Here is an 18,202-nt window from a genome sequence, read left to right on the forward strand (position 1 = left end):
ATGCAACCCGGCCGTGGGCTTGGGGCCCCGGTCCCGCCGCGCGCAGCTACGATGCCACGATGCTTCCGCGCCCGGCACTTGCCGCCCTCCTCCTCGCGTTCGCCTCCCTCACCGCCGCCGCACAGGATGCCGCCGGCTGGCAGGCCTGCGCGGCGCTGACGGAACCCGAGAAGCGCCTGTCCTGTTTCGATCGCTGGGCCGAAGGCCAGCGCGCGCCCGCCACGACGCCGGCGGCCGTGACGGCGGCGGAGCCGAGCGATGCGCCCGTGCGCTCCGCCCCCGGCGCGCGCCTGGGCATGCGCCTGACCGCCAAGGAAGGCTGCCGCGACCCGCGCTACTCCGAACTCTCCCGCTTCTGGGAGCTGGTGCCCGGCGCCGATTGCGGCAACTTCGGCATCCGCGGCTTCCGGCCCATCTCGCTCGATGTCGTCACGGCCGACGTGGTGAACCGGTTGCCGACCTCCGGCAACCCGACCAACAATGCGACCGTCGCCCAGGACTACCGGCACACCGAGCTGCGGCTGCAGCTGTCGGTGCGCACGAAGATCGCGCAGGGCCTGCTGGTGAGCGACAGCGAGCGGTCGGATTCGCTGTGGCTCGCCTATTCGCAGCAGTCGTACTGGCAGCTGTTCACGCCGCAGCTGTCGCGCCCCTTCCGCAGCACCGACCACGAGCCGGAGATCATCTACGTCGCCCCGCTGCAGTCGCCCGATCCGGAACGCTGGCGCCTGCGCTTCGGCGGCGCGGGCCTGGTGCACCAGTCGAACGGCCAGGCCCTGCCCCTGTCGCGCAGCTGGAACCGCTTCTACCTGATGGCCGGCGCCGAGCGCGGCCCGCTGCAACTGCACGCGCGCCTGTGGACGCGCATCGGCGAAGGCGGCACCGACGACAACCCGGGCATCAGCAATTTCATCGGCCGCGGCGAGCTGCGCGCGGTCTGGCATGCGGACCGCCGCAACCTCTGGTCGGCCACCGTCCGCCACGCGCTCAAGAGCGACGGCAAGGGCTCGGTGCGGCTGGAATGGTTCCGCTCGCTCGGCGACGACGGCGTCGGCCCGCCCGGCGGCCTGCAACTGCACACGCAGCTGTTCCACGGCTACGGCGACAGCCTGATCGACTACAACCGCCGCCGCACCGTCCTCAGCGTGGGGCTGGCGCTGGTGGAGTGGTAGCGTACGGGGCGCGCCTCCACTAGAGTCGCGGGCGGGGATCCCGCCCGCAGGAGAGTGCCCATGTCCGCGACCGCCGCCGCCTTCACCGGCCCGCGCCACTACGACGAGGAGCTGGCGCCCGTCACCTTCGGGCCGTTCGCGGCCGACCTCGTGGCGCGCATCCCCCGCGACCTGCCGGGCCCCGTGCTGGAACTCGCCTGCGGCACCGGCGCGGTGACGAGGCCGTTGCGGCAGCACATCGAGCCCTCCGTCCCGCTGGTGGTCACGGACCTGAGCCCGTCGATGCTGGAGTACGCGCGCGGCCGCTCGGCGGGCGTCCCCGGGCTGTCCTGGCGGCAGGCGGACGTGCAGAGCCTGCCCTTCGAAGACGCGGGCTTCGCCGCGGTGGTGTGCGGCTTCGGCTTCATGTTCGCCCCGGACCGGCAGGCCGCCCTGCGCGAAGCACGCCGGGTGCTCGTGCCCGGCGGACGGCTGTTCTTCACCGTCTGGGACCGCATCGAGGACAACCCGCACGGGCTGGCGAACGCGGAGGTGATCGAGGGCCTGTTCCCCGGCGACGCGCAGATGAAGTTCCGGCTGCCCTACGAAATGCATGACGAGGGCTTGCTGCACGCGCTGCTCGCCGCCGCGGATTTCCGCGAAGTGCGGATCGAGACCCGCCGCATCGCCATCCACGGCGCCGACCCCCGGGCCATCGCCAGCGGGCAGCTCCGCGGCACGCCGCGCAGCGCGCTGCTGGTCGAACGCGGGGTCGCGCTCGAGGATGCGATCGACAAGGTGACCGCGGCGCTGGTCGCGCAGGGCGGGCAGCCGTACGCGGGCTACGGCCAGGCCAAGGTGGTGCAGGCCCTGGCCGCCTGAAGTTTCAGGACCGCGGCTTGTAGGCCACCACGTCCACCTCCACGCGGGCGTCGACCATCAGCCGCGCCTCGGTGGTCGAACGGGCGGGCTTCCTGTCGCCGAAGTACGTCATGTAGACGCGGTTGAAGCTGCCGAAATCGCGCGCGTCCTGCAGCCACACCGTCGACTTGCAGACATCGTCGAGCGTGCAGCCGGCCAGCGCCAGCACCGCCTTCAGGTTCTTCATCACCTGGTGCGTCTGGGCCTCGATGCCGCCCACGACGATCTCGCCCTTCTCGTCGGCCGGCACCTGGCCGGAGACGTAGACGAAGTCGCCCGCGCGCACGGCCGGCGAGAACGGCCGGGGCAGATGGTCGGAGGCAACGGGCGGGTTTCCGAGATGTTCCAGCGGCATGGCAAGGGTCCTTTCAGGGTCTGGTCCGACTGAAAAACTGAAAGTAATTTTCAGTTTCGGGGCAGTTTATGCGGGTTTCTCCTCAATTTAGCCCGTACAACCCCGAATTACCCTTCACGCCTGAAATTCCACTCTCGCCCAGGAGGCGCTCATGACCCGTGGCTTTCCTCTCCGTCGCCGCACGGCCCTGTCCTCGCTCGTCGTCCTCGGATCCGCGGCTGCGGGCCTGGGCCCGGCGCTGGCGCAGCCGGCCCGGTCGGCCCTGAACCTCGCGATGGTGGCCGAGCCGCCGACGCTGGACATCCAGTCCACGCCGGCGGACCTGGTCTGCATCATCATGCAGCACGTCTACGAGCCGCTCTACACCTTCGACGCGAAGGCGGCCCTGGTGCCGATGCTGGCGGAATCGATGCCGAAGATCTCGCCCGACGGCAAGCTCTACACCATCCCCTTGCGCAAGGGCGTGAAGCTGCACAACGGCCGCGACCTCCACGCCGAGGACGTCGCCGCCAGCCTGAAGCGCTGGATGGAGGTGTCGCCGCGGGGCAAGTCGATCGCCGTGCAGGTGGTAGACGTCCTCGTCAAGGGCCCGCTCACCGTCGACATCGTCATGCGCAACGCGTACGCGCCGCTGCTCTCGCAGCTGGCGATGGCCTCGGGCATGGCGGCCATCATGGCCAAGGAATCGCTGGCCCAACCCCTGCGCGAATACGTCGGCACCGGCCCCTACCGTTTCAAGGAACGCCGGCCCGACCAGTACGTGCGGCTCACCCGCTTCGACGGCTACTCCGCGCGCACGGAAGCGCCGAGCGGCTACGGCGGCAAGCGCCAGGCCCTCGTCGAGGAACTGCGCTTCGTCCCCGTGCCGAACGCCAACACGCGCGTGGAGGGCGCGCTGGCCGGCCAGTTCCATTACGCCGACCTGCTGCCCATCGAGGCGCTCTCCCGCCTGGAGAAGGCCAAGGACAAGGTGGTGCCGATGATGACGCCGTCCTTCGGCTTCCCCTACCTGGTGTTCAACACGCGGGAAGGCTCCATGGCGCAGAAGTCCGTGCGCAAGGCGGTGCAGACGGCGCTCGGCCACGGCGAGATGCTCGCCGCGGGCTTCGGTGACACGCGCTTCTTCATCGCCGAAGGCAACCACTTCCCGAAAGGCACGCCCTTCTATTCGACCGCCGGAACGGAGAACTACAACGAGCGCGATGCCAAGAAGGCGAAGGCGCAGGCGGAGCAGGCCGGCTACAAGGGCGAGACGGTGCGCATCCTCACCAGCCGCCAGTACGACTTCCACTACAACATGGCGCTGATCATGGCGGAACAGCTCAAGCGCGCCGGCTTCAAGGCCGAACTGAACGTGGTGGAGTGGGCGACGCTGCTGCAGCGGCGCGCCGACCCGAAGCTGTGGGACATCTACATCACGCATTCCGGGCAGTTCCCCGAGCCCATGCTCTCGCCGCCGCAGCTCGGCGACGGCGCGCCCGGCTGGTGGAGCTCGCCCGCGAAGCAGGAAGCGCTGGCGGCCCTGAACCAGGAACCCAATCCCGCCAAGCGGGGCCCGCTGTGGGGCAAGGTGCAACAGGTGGTCTACGACGAGGTGCCCTACGTCAACGTCGGCAAGTTCGCGAGCCTGTCGGCGCGGGCCCCGGCCCTGCAGAACTACACGCCGCACACCTATCCCTTCTTCTGGAACACCAGCCTGAAGGGTTGAGGCCGCGTGCGCTACCTGTTGTCCCGCCTCGGCGGCATGGTGGTCGTGATGGCCATCGTGGCCGTGCTCGTGTTCATTCTCACGCGCGCGGCGTCGGGCGACCCCATCGCGGTGCTGCTGGGGGACCAGGCCACCGCCGAGGACATCGCGCGCGTGCAGAAACTCTACGGGCTCGACCAGCCGCTGCCGGTGCAGTTCGCCCTGTGGGTGCGGGAGCTGGCGCACGGCAACCTCGGCGAGTCGATCTTCCTGCAGCGCCCCGTGACGCAGGCGCTGTGGGAGCGCGCCGAACCGACGGCCCTGCTGTCGCTGATGGCCATCGCCATCGCCGCCGGCATCGGCGTGCCCTGCGGCATCGTGTCCGCCGTGTTTCGCGGCAAGGCGGTGGACCAGGTCTTCACCGGCTTCGCGATGCTCGGCGCCAGCGTCCCGAGCTTCTGGCTCGGCCTGGTGCTGATGCAGGCCTTCGCCGTGTCCCTGGGCTGGTTCCCGGTGTCCGGCTACGGCGAACCGGGGGCGCCGCTCGCCGCCCGCCTGCACGCCCTGGTGCTCCCGGCCACCGTGCTGGGCCTGTTGAACTCGGCCCTGATCATCCGCTTCACGCGCGCCTCGATGCTCGACGTGCTCGGCGAGGACTACGTGCGGACCGCGCGCGCCAAGGGCCTGCCGGAGAACACCGTGGTGCTCAAGCACGCGCTGCGCAACGCGCTGGTGCCCATCGTCACGGTGATCGGCCTCACGGTGGCGCTGATGATCGGCGGTGCGGTCGTGACCGAGACGGTGTTCGGCCTGCCCGGGGTCGGCAACCTGGTGGTCAGCGCGGTGCTGCGGCGCGACTACCCGGTGATCCAGGGTGCGCTGCTGGTGGTGGCGGCGATCTACGTCGTCATCAATTTCCTGATCGACCTGCTCTACACCGTGGTCGATCCGCGCGTGAAGTACTGAGCGATGCCGATGCCCCGACTTCCCCTCGTCCTGCGCAAGCTCTTCCGGCGGCGCATCGTGCTCGGCGCGACGATCGCGCTGGCCGTGATGGTCGCGGTCTCCCTGCTCGCCGGCGCCCTGAGCGGCTTCGACCCGAACGAGACGGCGGTGACGAAGCGCCTGTCTGCGCCCTCGGCCGCGCACGTGCTGGGCACCGACGAACTCGGACGCGACCTCTTCACGCGCATCGCCTTCGGGGGCCGCTATTCGCTGACCATCGCCCTGCTGACGGCGCTGGGCTCCGTGGCGCTCGGCACGCTGGCGGGGCTGCTGGCGGGTTTCTTCCGGCGCCTGGACGCGCCGGTGATGCGCGTGGTCGACGCCATGATGTCCTTCCCGGACATCCTGCTGGCCATCGCCCTGGTGGGCATCCTCGGCCCGTCGCTGCTGAACGTCGTGCTGGCGCTGGTGCTGGTCTACACGCCGCGCGTGGCGCGCGTCGTCCGCGCCTCCACGCTCGTGGTGCGCGAGCTGCCCTTCGTGGAAGCCGCGCGCGCCGTCGGCGTTTCCAGCTTCCGCATCCTGTGGCGGCACGTGCTGCCGAACCTGATGTCGCCGATCCTGGTGCAGGCCTCCTTCATCTTCGCGTATGCCATCCTGGCGGAAGCGGCGCTGTCGTTCCTGGGCATCGGCGTGCCGCCCGACATCCCCACCTGGGGCACGATGGTGGCGGGCAGCCAGCAGTATGCGCACCAGGCCCTGTGGATCGTGCTGTTCCCCGGCCTGGCGATCATCCTCACCGCGCTGTCGCTGCAACTGCTGGGCGACGGCATCCGCGACCTGCTGGACCCCCGCCTGAGGAAGTCGATGTGAACCGCCTGGAAGTCCGCCACCTCAGCACGAGCTTCGACACGGAAGAAGGCCGCATCCATTCCGTCGCCGACGTGAGCTTCGCCATCCGCGCCGGCCGCACCACGGCGATCGTGGGAGAATCCGGCTCCGGCAAGTCGGTGACCAGCCTCACGCTGATGCGGCTGCTGCCGCGCGATGCGGCCACGCGGGTCAGCGGCCAGGCGCTGTTCGTCGACCGCGCCGGTGAAACGCTCGACCTGCTGGCGCTGCCGGAAGCGCGCATGCGGGCGATCCGCGGCAACGAGGTGGCGATGGTGTTCCAGGAGCCCATGACCAGCCTGAACCCGGTGCTGCGCATCGGCGAACAGATCGCCGAGTCCCTGCGCCTGCACAAGGGCCTGACCGGCGCCGCGGCGCTCGCGCAGGCGCTGCGCATGCTGGAGCTGGTCGAGATCCCGGCGGCGGCGCAGCGCCTGCGCGAATATCCGCACCAGCTCTCGGGCGGCATGCGCCAGCGCGTCATGATCGCGCTGGCCATGGCCTGCAACCCCACGCTGCTGATCGCCGACGAGCCGACCACCGCCCTCGATGTCACGATCCAGGCGCAGATCCTCGCTCTGATGCGCCGGCTGCAGGCCGAGACGGGCATGAGCGTGCTCTTCATCACCCACAACCTCGGCGTGGTGGCGCACCACGCCGACGACGTGGCGGTGATGTATGCGGGCCGCATCGTCGAGGCGGCGCCCGTGAAGGACCTCTTCGCGCGGCCCGCGCATCCGTACACCCAGGGCCTGCTGGCCTGCCTGCCGGGCCAGCAGCGCCGGCGGCCGGCCGACGGCGGCAAGCGCCGCCTGCATGCGATCCGCGGCCAGGTGTCGAGCCCCCTGGCCCCTCCGCCGGGGTGCGCCTTCGAGCCGCGCTGCGACCGTGCCATCGCCGCCTGCCGCGACGCCATGCCGGCGCTGCGCGGCAGCGGCGCCGGGGCCAGCGCGCGCTGCATCCTCGTGCCGGAGTCTGCATGACGAACGTCGCGCCGCTGGTGGAGGTCCGCCACCTGCAGAAGTTCTTCGGGCCCGCGACCCGTCCGGTGCGCGCCGTCGACGACGTGTCCTTCGACATTTACGCCGGCGAGACGCTGGGCCTGGTGGGCGAGTCGGGGTCGGGCAAGAGCACCATCGGCCGCGCGTTGCTGCGGCTGGTCGACAGCACGGGCGGGCAGGTCCGCTACCGCGGGGAAGACCTGGGCTCCGCGTCCGGCAGCCGCATGCGCGCGCTGCGCGGCAAGCTGCAGATGATCTTCCAGGACCCGTATGCCAGCCTGAACCCGAAGATGCGCGTGCGCGACATCCTGGGCGAGGCGCTGCAGGTGCATGGCCTGGCGCCCGGCAAGGAAGCCCGCGCCCGGCGCATCGCTGAACTGCTGCGGCTGGTGGGCCTGCCCCCCGAACACGCGGCGCGGTTCCCGCACGAGTTCTCCGGCGGCCAGCGCCAGCGCATCGGCGTCGCGCGCGCGCTGTCGGTGCAACCCGAATTCATCGTGGCCGACGAACCGCTGTCGGCGCTGGACGTCTCGATCCAGGCCCAGGTGGTGAACCTGCTGTGCGACCTGCGCGACGAGCTCTCGCTCACCATGCTCTTCATCTCGCACGACCTCGACGTCGTCGAGTACCTGTGCGACCGGGTGGTCGTGCTCTACCTCGGCCGCGTCATGGAAGTCGCGCCGACGGCGGCGCTGTTCGAGCGGCCCCTGCATCCCTACACCCGCGCGCTGCTGGCGGCCTCGCCCAAGCCCGACCCCACCATCGAGGTGCTGCACGTGCCGCTCAAGGGCGACATGCCCAGCCCCATGGACCCGCCTTCGGGTTGCGTCTTCCGCACGCGCTGCCCCTATGCGATCGCGGCCTGCGCGCAGGCGCGGCCGGAACCGCGCGACATGGGCGGCGGCCGCCTGAAGGCGTGCATCCGCGACGACATCGAGGAACCCGACGCATGACTCTGGACGACCTGCTGGACCCGCTGCTGGACGCCTCCTGGAAAGGCATCCCGCACCACGCCGGCGCGCTGCGCCGCTCGGCCATCGGCGCGCAAGGCTGGAACGTGCTGCGGGGCGACCTGCCGCTGCCACTGGCCGTGATTCGCCGCGATGCGCTGGCGGGCAACCTGTCGTGGATGCAGGAATTCGCCGCGAACCACGGCGTCGGCCTGGCACCGCACGGGAAGACGACGATGTCGCCGCAGCTGTTCCGCCGCCAGCTCGACGCGGGCGCCTGGGGCATGACCTTCGCCACCGTCGGCCAGTTGCGCGCCGGCGTCGCCGCGGGCGCCCGCCGCTGCATCATCGCCAACCAGGTGTTCCAGGCAGTCGACCTGCGCGGCATCTCGGAGATGAAGCGCGCCCATCCGGACCTCGCCGTCGCCTTCCTCGTCGATTCGATGGCGCAGCTGGATCTCGTCGAGACCTGGCATGCCGCCAACGCCGACGCGCCGCCCTTCGACGTGTTGCTGGAGATCGGCGTGGCGGGTGCGCGCACCGGGTGCCGCACGCACGAGGAGGCGCTCGCGGTGGCCCAGCGCCTGCACGCGTCGGCGGCCACGCGGCTGGTGGGCATCGAATGCTACGAAGGCCTCGGTGCCACCGGCAAGTCGGAGGCCGACATCGCGTACGCGAACGCCCTGATGGAGCGCGTGCGCGACGTGGCGCGGGCCTGCGACGCGCAGCAGCTGTTCGAAGGCGGCGAGATCCTGCTGACCGCCGGCGGCTCGGCCATCTTCGACCTGGTCGCCGACGCGCTGAAGCTCGCACTGTCGCGCCCGGTGCGCGGGCTGCTGCGCTCCGGCTGCTACGTCACCCACGACCACGGCACCTACCACCGCTTCCTCGGCGCCGTGTCCGCGCGCATGGGTTGCGGGCACGGACTGCACGCCGCCATGGAAGTCTGGGCGGCCGTGCAGTCCTGCCCCGAGCCCGGGCTGGCCATCCTCTCGGTGGGCAAGCGCGACATCTCGTACGACCTGGAACTCCCCCAGCCCATCGCCTTCCGGCCGCGGGACGGAAGGGACACCACGCAGGCGCCCGCGGACTGGAAGATCACCGGCCTGAACGACCAGCACGCCTACCTGCGCGGCACGGGCGCCGAACATGCCGCCCTGCGGGTCGGCGACCTCGTCGCCCTCGGCATCTCGCACCCGTGCACCACCTTCGACAAATGGCGCTGGATCCCGGTGGTGGACGCGCAATACAACGTGCGTGACGCCATCGTCACCTGCTTCTAGATGCCCCCCCGCGTACTCGAGAAGATCGCCGAGATCATGGACCGCGCGCCGACGGCGCGCCGGACGGTACTGGCCCTCATCCTGGAAGACCCGCAGCGCGTGCTGGACGAGACCTTCGAGATGCTGGCGCAGCGCGCCAACAGCTCGGTGCCCACCATCATGCGCACCTGCCGCGACCTGGGCTACCCGGGCCTGCGCGAGTTCAAGCTGGCCCTCGCGCAGGAACTCGCCGTCGGTGGCTCGCCGCTGAACCGCCGCGTGCGCATCGACGACGACACGAAGCAGGTGATCGCCAAGATCACGCGCGGCTCGGTGTCCGTCATCAACGGCGTGCAGGCGCAGCTGAATCCTGACGCCGTGCAGGCCGCGGCGGACGCCATCGTGCAGGCGACGCGGGTGGACTGCTACGGCGTCGGCGTGACGTCGAACTTCATGGCCTCGGACATGCAGGCGCGCCTGTACCGCATGGGCGTGGCGTCCAACAGCTACCTCGATCCGCACCTGCAGCTGATCTCGGCCGCCACCATCGGGCCGCGCGGCGTGGTGATGGCCATCACCCACGTGGGCGGCATGCCCTCGCTGCTGGAAGCGGTGGACGTGGCGCGTTCGCAGGGCGCCACCGTGGTCGCCCTCACCCAGCCCGGCTCCAAGCTCGCCGGCATGGCGGACATCGTGCTGAGCGTCGAGGTGGCGCCCGACCCCGTGATGCCGGTGGGCCCGGAGGCCTACCTGGCGCACCTGACCGTGATCGAGATCCTGACCGTGCTGGTGGCGCAGCGGCTCGGCGACAAGGCGGTGGCGCGCCTGGCCAACATCCAGCGCACGCTGGAGACGCGCGGCGTGGACATGCACCAGCACCCGCGGCTGGACTGGGACGAGGCCGCCAACGGCCCCAGCGGGGACGCGCCTTGACGCGCGCCACGCTGCTCGAGAACGGCCTCGTCGTCGACGGCACCGGCGCGCCCGCGACGGTCGGCGACGTGCTGCTGCAAGATGGGCGGATCACCGCCGTCGGGCCGCAGCTGCACGGCCGCCTGCCGGCCGGTCTGTCGCCGGCGGACGTCGACCGCCGCGACTGCACCGGCCTGGCCATCGCGCCCGGCTTCATCGACGTGCACACGCACGACGACGCCGTGGTGCTCGACGCGCCCGGCATGTTCCCCAAGCTGTCGCAGGGCGTCACCACCGTCGTGACGGGCAACTGCGGACTGTCGGTCGCGCCGTACGTGACCGAGGAACCGGCCGGTGCGCTGACGCTGCTGGGGCGCTCCTTCCGCTACCCGTCGCTGGCCGCGTACGCCGGGGCCGTCGAAGCGGCGCAGCCGGCCGTCAACGTCGCGCCGCTGATCGGCCACACCACGCTGCGCTCCGCCTGCGTCGCGGACCTGTCCCGCGCGGCGGATCCCGACGAACTGGCCGCCATGTGCGCGCTGCTGGCCCGGTGCATGGAGGAAGGCGCCATCGGGCTCTCGTCCGGCTTGTTCTACGCCGAAGCGATGCCCGCGCCCGCCAGCGAAGTGACGGAGCTGGCGCGCGTCGTGGCGCGCCATGCCGGCGTCTACGCCACCCACCTGCGTTCCGAGATGGCCGACATCCTGGAAGCCATGCACGAGGCGGGCGACACCGCGTTCGCCGCCGGGCTGCCGCTGGTCCTTTCCCACCACAAGTGCGCGGGACCCGCCAACTGGGGGCGCACGCTGGAGACCCTGCCGCTGATCGACCGGCTCGCCCAGAGGCAGAACGTCGCCATGGACGTCTATCCCTACGTCGCCGGGTCCACCGTGCTGCGCGAGGACCTCGTCGACGGGATCATCGACGTCATGGTGAGCTGGTCGCAGCCCCATCCCGAGATGATGGGCCGGATGCTCGCCTCGATCGCCGAGGAGTGGGGGACCACGCAGCGCGAGGCCTGCGTCCGGCTGCAGCCGGGCGGCGCCTGCTACTTCCAGATGGACGAGGACGACGTCCGCCGCGTGATCGCCCATCCGCGCAGCATGATCGGCTCGGACGGGCTGCCGCACGACAGGCATCCCCATCCCCGCCTGTGGGGCGCGTTCCCGCGCGTGCTGGCGCGCTACTGGCGCCAGGAGAAGCTGTTCAGCCTGGAACAGGCCGTCCACAAGATGACAGGGCTGTCCGCCCGCAACTTCCGGCTGCACGAGCGCGGGCAGATCCGGGCTGGCTGGTTCGCCGACGTCGTCGTCTTCGACCCGCAGCGCATCCGGGACGTGGCGACCTACGACCAGCCCCTGGCGCAGGCCGAAGGGGTGGAGATGGTGTTCGTCAACGGCGCGCTGAGCTTCGACGCCGGCCACGCGACGCCGCTGCGGGCCGGGCGGCTGCTGCGGCGTCCGGCGCTCTGAGGGCGCCCTCAGAGCGCCAGCTCGTATTCCACGGTGAAGGGCGCGTGGTCCGAGAACCGCTGGTCCTTGTAGATCGCCTGCTGGCGGGCCAGCCGGGCCACCCCAGGGGTGGCGATCTGGTAGTCCAGCCGCCAGCCCACGTTCTTGGCCCAGGCCTGGCCGCGGTTGCTCCACCACGTGTAGCAATCGTCGGTGGTGTCCGGATGGAGGTGACGATAAACGTCGACCAGACCCGTTTCGGATAACAGTTTTGTCATCCAGGCGCGTTCCTCGGGCAGGAATCCGCTGTTCTTGCGGTTGCCCTTCCAGTTCTTCAGGTCCTTTTCGCTGTGGGCGATGTTCACGTCGCCGCACAGGATGAACTCCCGCTCCTGCTTCAGTTTCACCAGGTGCGGGTCGAACACGTCCAGAAAGCGGAACTTGGCCTGCTGCCGGTCCTCCCCGGACGAGCCCGAGGGGAAATAGCAGCTGATGATCGACAGCTTGCGCTGGGGCGTGTCGAAGCGCAGTTCGACGTAGCGGCCCTCGTCGTCGAACTCCGGGCAGCCGAAGCCCGTCACGACGTCGCTCGGCTCGTGCCGTGTGAAGGCGCCCACGCCGGAGTAGCCCTTCTTCACGGCGAAGTGGAAGTGACCGCGCAGGCCGGCCATCACGTCGTGCTTGCCCTGCACGTCGGGGGCCTGGGCCTTCACCTCCTGCACGCAAATACAATCCGGGCTGGTTTGCGCGACCCAGGCCTCCACGCCCTTGCTGGCCGCGGAGCGGATGCCGTTCAGGTTGAGGCTGGTCAGTTTGAACAAGGACTTTCCCATGGTGGCGGTGCGCGGGCAGGACTCCCTGGCCCAGGATTTCGTGGAGTTCGCGGTGCAGTCCGGCGTCTTGCGCTTCGGCGAATTCAAGACGAAGGCGGGACGCCTCTCGCCCTACTTCTTCAACGCCGGCCTGTTCGACGACGGCGCCAAGCTCGGCCGGCTGGCGCAATTCTATGCAAGGCGCATCCTGGACTCGGGCGTCGAATTCGACATGCTGTTCGGGCCCGCCTACAAGGGGATCCCACTGGCCGCCGCCGTGGCCATCGAGCTCGCCCGCCTGGGCCGCAATGTTCCGTACGCCTACAACCGCAAGGAAGCCAAGGACCATGGCGAGGGCGGCTCGCTGGTCGGGGCCCCCGTGCGCGGCAGGGTCCTGATCGTCGACGACGTGATGTCGGCGGGCACGGCGGCCCGCGAGTCGATCGCCCTGATCCAGGCGGCCGGCGCCACCCCCCACGCGGTCGCCATCGCGCTGGACCGCCAGGAGAAGGCGACGGAGGGCGGCCAGGACGTCCCGTGGAGCGCCGTCCAGTACGTTCGTGAAAAATTGGGGCTCCAGGTCGTTGCCATCGCAGAGCTGGCAGACCTTTTGCATTACCTGGGCATCCACGCCGGCGATGAACTGGGCGCCCACCATGCCAGGGTGCTTGCTTACAGGGATCGCTACGGCGTCGGCTGACAGGAGCCCGCCATGGCCCGATCGCTGCCTTTTCCCCTGCTCGCCTGCGTCCTGGCGGGAGCCATGGGCAGCAGCTGGGCCCAGGGCACGGGCATCTACGTCTGCGTGGATGCCAAGGGGCGCCGGCTGACGTCCGACCGTCCCATCCTGGAATGCCTGGACCGCGAACAGAAGGAACTGAACGCCAGCGGCACCGTTCGCCGGGTCGTCCCGCCGAGCCTGACCGCGCCCGAACGCGCGGCCTGGGAAGAGCGCGAGCGGCAGGCCAACGAGGCCCGCATGCGGCAGGAGGAGGAGCGCCGCATCCAGCGCGCGCTGCTCACGCGCTACCCGAACCAGACCGTGCACGACATGGAACGCGGCAAGGCCCTGCACGCCGCCGACGACGTCATCGCTCTCGCCGAACGGCGGCTCGCTGAACTGGCCGGCGAACGCAAGGCGCTGGAGGCGGAAGCCGGCTTCTACAAGACGCAGGCCCAGTGGCCGGCCAAGCTCAAGCGGCAGTTCGAGGACCATGACCAGCAGGTCGCGGGCCAGCACCGGCTCATCGCGACGCAGGCGGAGGAGAAGAAGCGCATCCACGCCCGCTTCGACGCCGAGCTCGCGCGCCTGAAGGTCCTGTGGGCGCGCGCGAACGGCGCCACGGTCGCCGCGCCGGCCACGCTGCCGCCGGCGGCGCCGGTGCGCTGAGGCTCAGAGCCCCAGCTTCCTGCGCAGCAGGTCGCCGACCTGCTGCGGGTTCGCCTTGCCCTTGCTCGCCTTCATCGCCTGGCCGACCAGGGCGTTGAAGGCCTTGTCCTTGCCGGCGCGGATCTGTTCCACGTTGGCGGGATTCGCGGCGATGACCTCGTCGACGATGGCTTCCAGCGCGCTGCTGTCGTTCATCTGCCGCAGGCCGAGGCCGTCGATGAGGTCGTCGACGTCGAACTGGCCACCCAGCTTGTCCCACGCCCACATCGCCTCGAACACCTGGCGCGCCGCATTGTTCGACACCGTCCCGTCGGCGATGCGCTGCAGCAGCTTCCCGAGCGTCGCCGCCGGAATCGGCGACGCTTCGATGCCGATGCCTGCTGCGTTCAGCCGCCGCGACACCTCGCCCATGATCCAGTTGCTGGCCAGCTTCGGCTGGCCGCTGGCCTTCGCAGCTTCCTCGAAGTACGCGCCGGTCGCCTTGCTCTGCGTGAGCGTCGTGGCGTCGTACTCCGGCAGGCCGTAGTCGGCGACGAAGCGCGCGGCCATCAGGCGCGGCAGTTCGGGCATCTCGCCGCGCACGCGCTCCACCCACTGCGGCGCGATCACCAGCGGCGGCAGGTCCGGGTCGGGGAAGTAGCGGTAGTCCGCCGCGTCTTCCTTGGTGCGCATGGCGCGCGTCTCGCCGGTGTCCGGGTCGAACAGCACGGTGGCCTGCTGGATGGCGAGGCCGTCCTCGATCTGCTCGATCTGCCAGCGCACCTCGAAGTCGATCGCCTCCTTCATGAACTTGAAGGAGTTCAGGTTCTTGATCTCGCGCCGCGTGCCGAAGGGCTGGCCGGGCTTGCGCACCGACACGTTGGCGTCGCAGCGGAAGCTGCCCTCCTGCATGTTGCCGTCGCAGATGCCGATCCAGGTGACGATCTTGTGCAGTTCCTTCGCGTACGCCACCGCCTCGTCGGAGGAGCGCATGTCGGGCTTGGTGACGATCTCCAGCAGGGGCGTGCCGGCGCGGTTCAGGTCGATGCCCGACATGCCGACGAAGTCCTCGTGCAGCGACTTGCCCGCGTCCTCCTCCAGGTGCGCGCGCTCGAGCTGCACGACCTTCTTCTCGCCCTCGACGTAGAACTCGATCGTGCCGCCCTGCACCACCGGGATCTCGTACTGCGAGATCTGGTAGCCCTTGGGCAGGTCCGGGTAGAAGTAGTTCTTGCGCGCGAAGATGCTGCGCGGCGCGATGTGCGCCCCGATGGCCAGGCCGAAGCGGATGGCGCGTTCGACCGCTCCCGCATTCATCACGGGCAGCGTGCCGGGCAGCGCCAGGTCCACCGGCGAGGCCTGCGTGTTCGGCTCGGCGCCGAACCGCGTGGGCGAACGGCTGAAGATCTTGCTGTGCGTGGACAGCTGCGCGTGTGTCTCGAAGCCGATGACGACTTCGTAGCCGTGGATGAGCTTGCTGGCGGACATCAGAAACCCTCCGGGCTGCGGCGGTGGAAATCGGTCGCCTGCTGGAACGCGTGGGCGGCGTTCAGCAGCTTCGCCTCCTGGAAGTAGTTGCCCAGCAGCTGCAGGCCCACCGGCATGCCGCCGGCGCCGAAGCCGCACGGGATGCTCATGCCGGGCAGGCCCGCCAGCGACCCCGGCAGCGTGAAGATGTCGGCCAGGTAGTCGGCCATGGGGTCGTTGCCGTGTTCGCCCAGCTTCCAGGCGACGCTGGGCGCCACCGGACCGGCGATCACGTCGCACTGCCGGAAGGCCTGCTGGAAGTCGTCGGCGATCATGCGGCGGATCTTCTGCGCCTGCAGGTAGTAGGCGTCGTAGTAGCCGTGCGAGAGCACGTAGGTGCCGACCATGATGCGGCGCTGTACCTCGAGGCCGAAGCCCTCCGCGCGCGTGCGCTTGTACATCTCCAGCAGGTCGCCGTAGTCCTTCGCGCGGTGTCCGAACTTCACGCCGTCGAAGCGCGAGAGGTTGGAGCTCGCTTCCGCCGGCGCGATCACGTAGTACACGGGGATCGCCATCTCCGTGCGGGGCAGCGAGATCTCCACGCGCCGGGCGCCGAGCTTCTCGTACTGCGCCAGCGCGGCGTCGATGGCGGCGCGCACGTCGGGCGCGACGCCCTCGGCGAAGAATTCCTTCGGCACGCCGATGCGCAGGCCCTCGAGCGAGCCGCCGAGCGAGCGCGTGAAGTCCTCCGCCGGCACGTCGAGCGAGGTCGAGTCGCGGTCCGGGTCCGGGCCGCAGATCGCCGACAGCAGCAGCGCGCAGTCCTCCGCGCTCCTGGCCATCGGCCCCGCCTGGTCCAGGCTAGAGGCGTACGCGATCATCCCGTAGCGCGAGGCGCGGCCGTAGGTCGGCTTGATGCCGGTGATGCCGCAGAACGAGGCCGGCTGGCGGATCGAGCCGCCGGTGTCGGTGCCCGTCGCCGCCGGCGCCAGGCGCGCCGCCACCGCGACGGCGCTGCCGCCCGAGGAGCCGCCGGGAATGCGGCTGCGGTCCCAGGGGTTGCGGACCACGCCGTATGCGGAGTTCTCGTTGGACGAGCCCATGGCGAACTCGTCGCAATTGAGCTTGCCCAGGGTCACGGCGCCGGCCTCGGCCAGCTTGCGCACGACGGTGGCGTCGAACGGCGAGCGGTAGCCTTCGAGCATCTTCGAGCCGGCGGTGCTGGGGAAGTCCTTCGTGACGAAGATGTCCTTGTGCGCGATCGGCACGCCGGCGAGGGACGCCGCCTCGCCGGAAGCGATGCGCTGGTCCGCGGCGCGGGCCTGCGCCAGCGTCACGGCTTCGTCGGTCGCGAGATAGGCGCCCAGGTCGGCATGCGCGGCGGCGCGCGCCAGGAAATGCCGCGCCACTTCGACGGCGGACACTTCCTTCGCGCGCAGCGACGCGGCGAGCTGCGCCACGCCCAGTTCGTGCAACGCGCTCATTCGATCACCTTCGGCACCAGGAACAGGCCGCGCTCCACGGCCGGGGCGCTGCGCTGGTTGGCCTCGCGCTGGTCCGGCTCGCTGGCGACGTCGTCGCGCAGGCGCAGGGCGACCTCCTGGATGGCCGCCACGGGATGGGTCAGCGGCTCGACGCCGGCCGTGTCGACGGCGCGCATCTTCTCGACGATCGCGAAGAAGCCGTTGATCTGGGCGAGCATGCGCTCGCTTTCGTCCGGCGGCAGGTCCAGCCGGGCAAGGTGGGCGATGCGGGAGATGTCTTGGGCGTTGAGCGACATGGTGCGGGCAGTCTTTGCGCCGGAACGACAGGAGACCGGCGCGAGGGGCGCGCCAGAGGGGACCGGCACAGGGGATGCGGTATTATCCCGCCTTCGGTGGCGGAGCTCCGCCAGCGGGTGCAACGGCCGCGCAAAGCGGCCGATTTCACAGAAGAAACAGAGGATTCCCCCCATGTTCGGAGCTTTCCGACGCTACTTGTCGACCGACCTGGCCATCGACCTTGGCACGGCCAACACCCTGATCTTCGTGCGCGACAAGGGCATCGTCCTGGACGAGCCGTCGGTGGTGGCGATCCGTCATGAAGGCGGCCCCCAGGGCAAGAAATCGATCCAGGCGGTCGGCCACGAGGCCAAGGCCATGCTGGGCAAGGTGCCGGGCAACATCGAGGCGATCCGCCCGATGAAGGACGGCGTGATCGCCGACTTCACCGTCACCGAGCAGATGCTCAAGCAGTTCATCAAGATGGTCCACCCCCGGTCCGTCCTGAAGCCGAGCCCCCGCATCATCATCTGCGTGCCCTGCGGCTCCACCCAGGTGGAACGCCGGGCCATCCGCGAGTCGGCGCTCGGCGCCGGCGCCAGCGAGGTCTACCTGATCGAGGAACCCATGGCCGCGGCCATCGGCGCCGGCCTGCCGGTGTCCGAAGCGTCGGGCTCCATGGTCGTCGACATCGGCGGCGGCACCACCGAAGTCGGCGTCATCTCGCTGGGCGGCATGGTCTACAAGGGCAGCGTGCGCGTCGGCGGCGACAAGTTCGACGAAGCCATCATCAGCTACATCCGCCGCAACTACGGCATGCTGATCGGCGAGCCCACCGCCGAAGCCATCAAGAAGCAGATCGGCTCCGCCTTCCCCGGCAGCGAGGTCAAGGAGATGGAAGTCAAGGGCCGCAACCTCTCCGAGGGCGTGCCGCGCAGCTTCACCATCAGCTCCAACGAGATCCTCGAAGCGCTGACCGACCCGCTGAACAACATCGTCTCCGCCGTCAAGAACGCGCTGGAGCAGACGCCGCCGGAACTGGGCGCCGACATCGCCGAACGCGGGATGATGCTCACCGGCGGCGGCGCGCTGCTGCGCGACCTGGACCGCCTGCTCGCCGAGGAGACCGGGCTGCCGGTGCTCGTCGCCGAGGACCCCCTGACCTGCGTCGTGCGCGGTTGCGGCATCGCGCTGGAACGCATGGAACGGCTGGGCTCCATCTTCACGAGCGAGTGATCGTCTGACGCCCGGCTCAGCGGGGCCGGGGC

18 protein-coding genes are annotated in these 18,202 nt (G+C 70.2%); 13 read left to right on the forward strand and 5 right to left on the reverse strand.

Translation table 11 applies throughout. The features are described 5' to 3' along the window. Positions 1 to 59 precede the first annotated feature (59 nt). Both IM787_RS05600 and IM787_RS05605 read left to right on the forward strand, forming a co-directional pair. On the forward strand, positions 60 to 1,172 hold the full coding sequence (locus IM787_RS05600; RefSeq protein ID WP_193675666.1) for a phospholipase A: 1,113 nt from the start codon (positions 60 to 62) through the stop codon (positions 1,170 to 1,172). 60 nt (positions 1,173 to 1,232) lie between these two features. Further along, the gene (locus IM787_RS05605) at positions 1,233 to 2,033 is read left to right on the forward strand and encodes a class I SAM-dependent methyltransferase (RefSeq protein ID WP_193675667.1); all 801 of its coding nucleotides are present in this window, start codon (positions 1,233 to 1,235) and stop codon (positions 2,031 to 2,033) included. Between the two features lie 4 nt (positions 2,034 to 2,037). On the opposite strand, the gene IM787_RS05610 is transcribed toward IM787_RS05605, so the two are convergent. Then, the gene (locus IM787_RS05610) at positions 2,038 to 2,427 is read right to left on the reverse strand and encodes a RidA family protein (protein ID WP_193675668.1); all 390 of its coding nucleotides are present in this window, start codon (positions 2,425 to 2,427) and stop codon (positions 2,038 to 2,040) included. 151 nt (positions 2,428 to 2,578) lie between these two features. Here IM787_RS05610 and IM787_RS05615 point away from each other — a divergent pair, with 151 nt between their 5' ends. From IM787_RS05615 to IM787_RS05650, 8 genes are read left to right on the forward strand one after another with little or no spacing between them, the layout of a single operon-like run. Further along, entirely contained in the window at positions 2,579 to 4,135 is a 1,557-nt protein-coding gene (locus IM787_RS05615) for an ABC transporter substrate-binding protein (protein WP_193675669.1), read from the forward strand. A 6-nt stretch (positions 4,136 to 4,141) separates the two neighbouring features. Next, a complete protein-coding gene (locus tag IM787_RS05620; RefSeq protein WP_354004358.1) occupies positions 4,142 to 5,080 on the forward strand; it encodes an ABC transporter permease in 939 nt (312 codons plus the stop codon). 9 nt (positions 5,081 to 5,089) lie between these two features. Beyond that, entirely contained in the window at positions 5,090 to 5,932 is an 843-nt protein-coding gene (locus tag IM787_RS05625; protein ID WP_435531144.1) for an ABC transporter permease, read from the forward strand. Next, complete coding sequence (locus tag IM787_RS05630; protein ID WP_193675671.1) at positions 5,929 to 6,933, forward strand: ABC transporter ATP-binding protein; 1,005 nt, start codon at positions 5,929 to 5,931, stop codon at positions 6,931 to 6,933. The genes IM787_RS05625 and IM787_RS05630 overlap by 4 nt, the downstream gene beginning before the upstream one ends. Further along, positions 6,930 to 7,904 (forward strand): ABC transporter ATP-binding protein, encoded by a 975-nt coding sequence (locus IM787_RS05635; protein WP_193675672.1) that lies wholly within the window; start codon positions 6,930 to 6,932, stop codon positions 7,902 to 7,904. Before IM787_RS05630 ends, IM787_RS05635 begins: the two co-directional genes overlap by 4 nt. Then, a complete protein-coding gene (locus tag IM787_RS05640) occupies positions 7,901 to 9,184 on the forward strand; it encodes an amino acid deaminase (RefSeq protein WP_193675673.1) in 1,284 nt (427 codons plus the stop codon). Before IM787_RS05635 ends, IM787_RS05640 begins: the two co-directional genes overlap by 4 nt. Then, positions 9,185 to 10,096, forward strand: coding sequence for a MurR/RpiR family transcriptional regulator (locus IM787_RS05645; RefSeq protein WP_193675674.1), 912 nt, complete (start codon positions 9,185 to 9,187; stop codon positions 10,094 to 10,096). It begins immediately after the preceding gene. After that, on the forward strand, positions 10,093 to 11,547 hold the full coding sequence (locus IM787_RS05650; protein ID WP_193675675.1) for an N-acyl-D-amino-acid deacylase family protein: 1,455 nt from the start codon (positions 10,093 to 10,095) through the stop codon (positions 11,545 to 11,547). Before IM787_RS05645 ends, IM787_RS05650 begins: the two co-directional genes overlap by 4 nt. An 8-nt stretch (positions 11,548 to 11,555) precedes the next feature. Here the strand turns inward: IM787_RS05650 and IM787_RS05655 are convergent, their stop codons facing one another. Continuing rightward, positions 11,556 to 12,347: an exodeoxyribonuclease III gene (locus IM787_RS05655; RefSeq protein WP_227494136.1), complete on the reverse strand. Its 792-nt coding sequence runs from the start codon at positions 12,345 to 12,347 to the stop codon at positions 11,556 to 11,558. A gap of 10 nt (positions 12,348 to 12,357) precedes the next feature. On the opposite strand from IM787_RS05655, the gene pyrE reads away from it, so the two are divergent. Both pyrE and IM787_RS05665 read left to right on the forward strand, forming a co-directional pair. Continuing rightward, a complete protein-coding gene (gene pyrE, locus IM787_RS05660; protein WP_193675677.1) occupies positions 12,358 to 13,038 on the forward strand; it encodes an orotate phosphoribosyltransferase in 681 nt (226 codons plus the stop codon). A 12-nt stretch (positions 13,039 to 13,050) separates the two neighbouring features. After that, entirely contained in the window at positions 13,051 to 13,728 is a 678-nt protein-coding gene (locus IM787_RS05665) for a DUF4124 domain-containing protein (protein ID WP_227494137.1), read from the forward strand. 3 nt (positions 13,729 to 13,731) lie between these two features. Here IM787_RS05665 and gatB read toward each other — a convergent pair whose 3' ends face one another. From gatB to gatC, 3 genes are read right to left on the reverse strand one after another with little or no spacing between them, the layout of a single operon-like run. Continuing rightward, complete coding sequence (gatB, locus tag IM787_RS05670; RefSeq protein WP_193675678.1) at positions 13,732 to 15,195, reverse strand: Asp-tRNA(Asn)/Glu-tRNA(Gln) amidotransferase subunit GatB; 1,464 nt, start codon at positions 15,193 to 15,195, stop codon at positions 13,732 to 13,734. Continuing rightward, complete coding sequence (gene gatA / locus IM787_RS05675) at positions 15,195 to 16,658, reverse strand: Asp-tRNA(Asn)/Glu-tRNA(Gln) amidotransferase subunit GatA (RefSeq protein ID WP_193675679.1); 1,464 nt, start codon at positions 16,656 to 16,658, stop codon at positions 15,195 to 15,197. The genes gatB and gatA overlap by 1 nt, the downstream gene beginning before the upstream one ends. Continuing rightward, positions 16,655 to 16,954, reverse strand: a complete 300-nt coding sequence (gatC, locus tag IM787_RS05680; protein WP_193675680.1) for an Asp-tRNA(Asn)/Glu-tRNA(Gln) amidotransferase subunit GatC — start codon at positions 16,952 to 16,954, stop codon at positions 16,655 to 16,657. The genes gatA and gatC overlap by 4 nt, the downstream gene beginning before the upstream one ends. Positions 16,955 to 17,126: 172 nt before the next feature. Here gatC and IM787_RS05685 point away from each other — a divergent pair, with 172 nt between their 5' ends. Continuing rightward, a complete protein-coding gene (locus tag IM787_RS05685; protein ID WP_193675681.1) occupies positions 17,127 to 18,170 on the forward strand; it encodes a rod shape-determining protein in 1,044 nt (347 codons plus the stop codon). Positions 18,171 to 18,202 lie beyond the last annotated feature (32 nt).

The organism is Ramlibacter pallidus (genome assembly GCF_015070875.1).
In the GTDB taxonomy this organism is placed as follows: Bacteria; Pseudomonadota; Gammaproteobacteria; order Burkholderiales; family Burkholderiaceae_C; genus Ramlibacter; species Ramlibacter pallidus.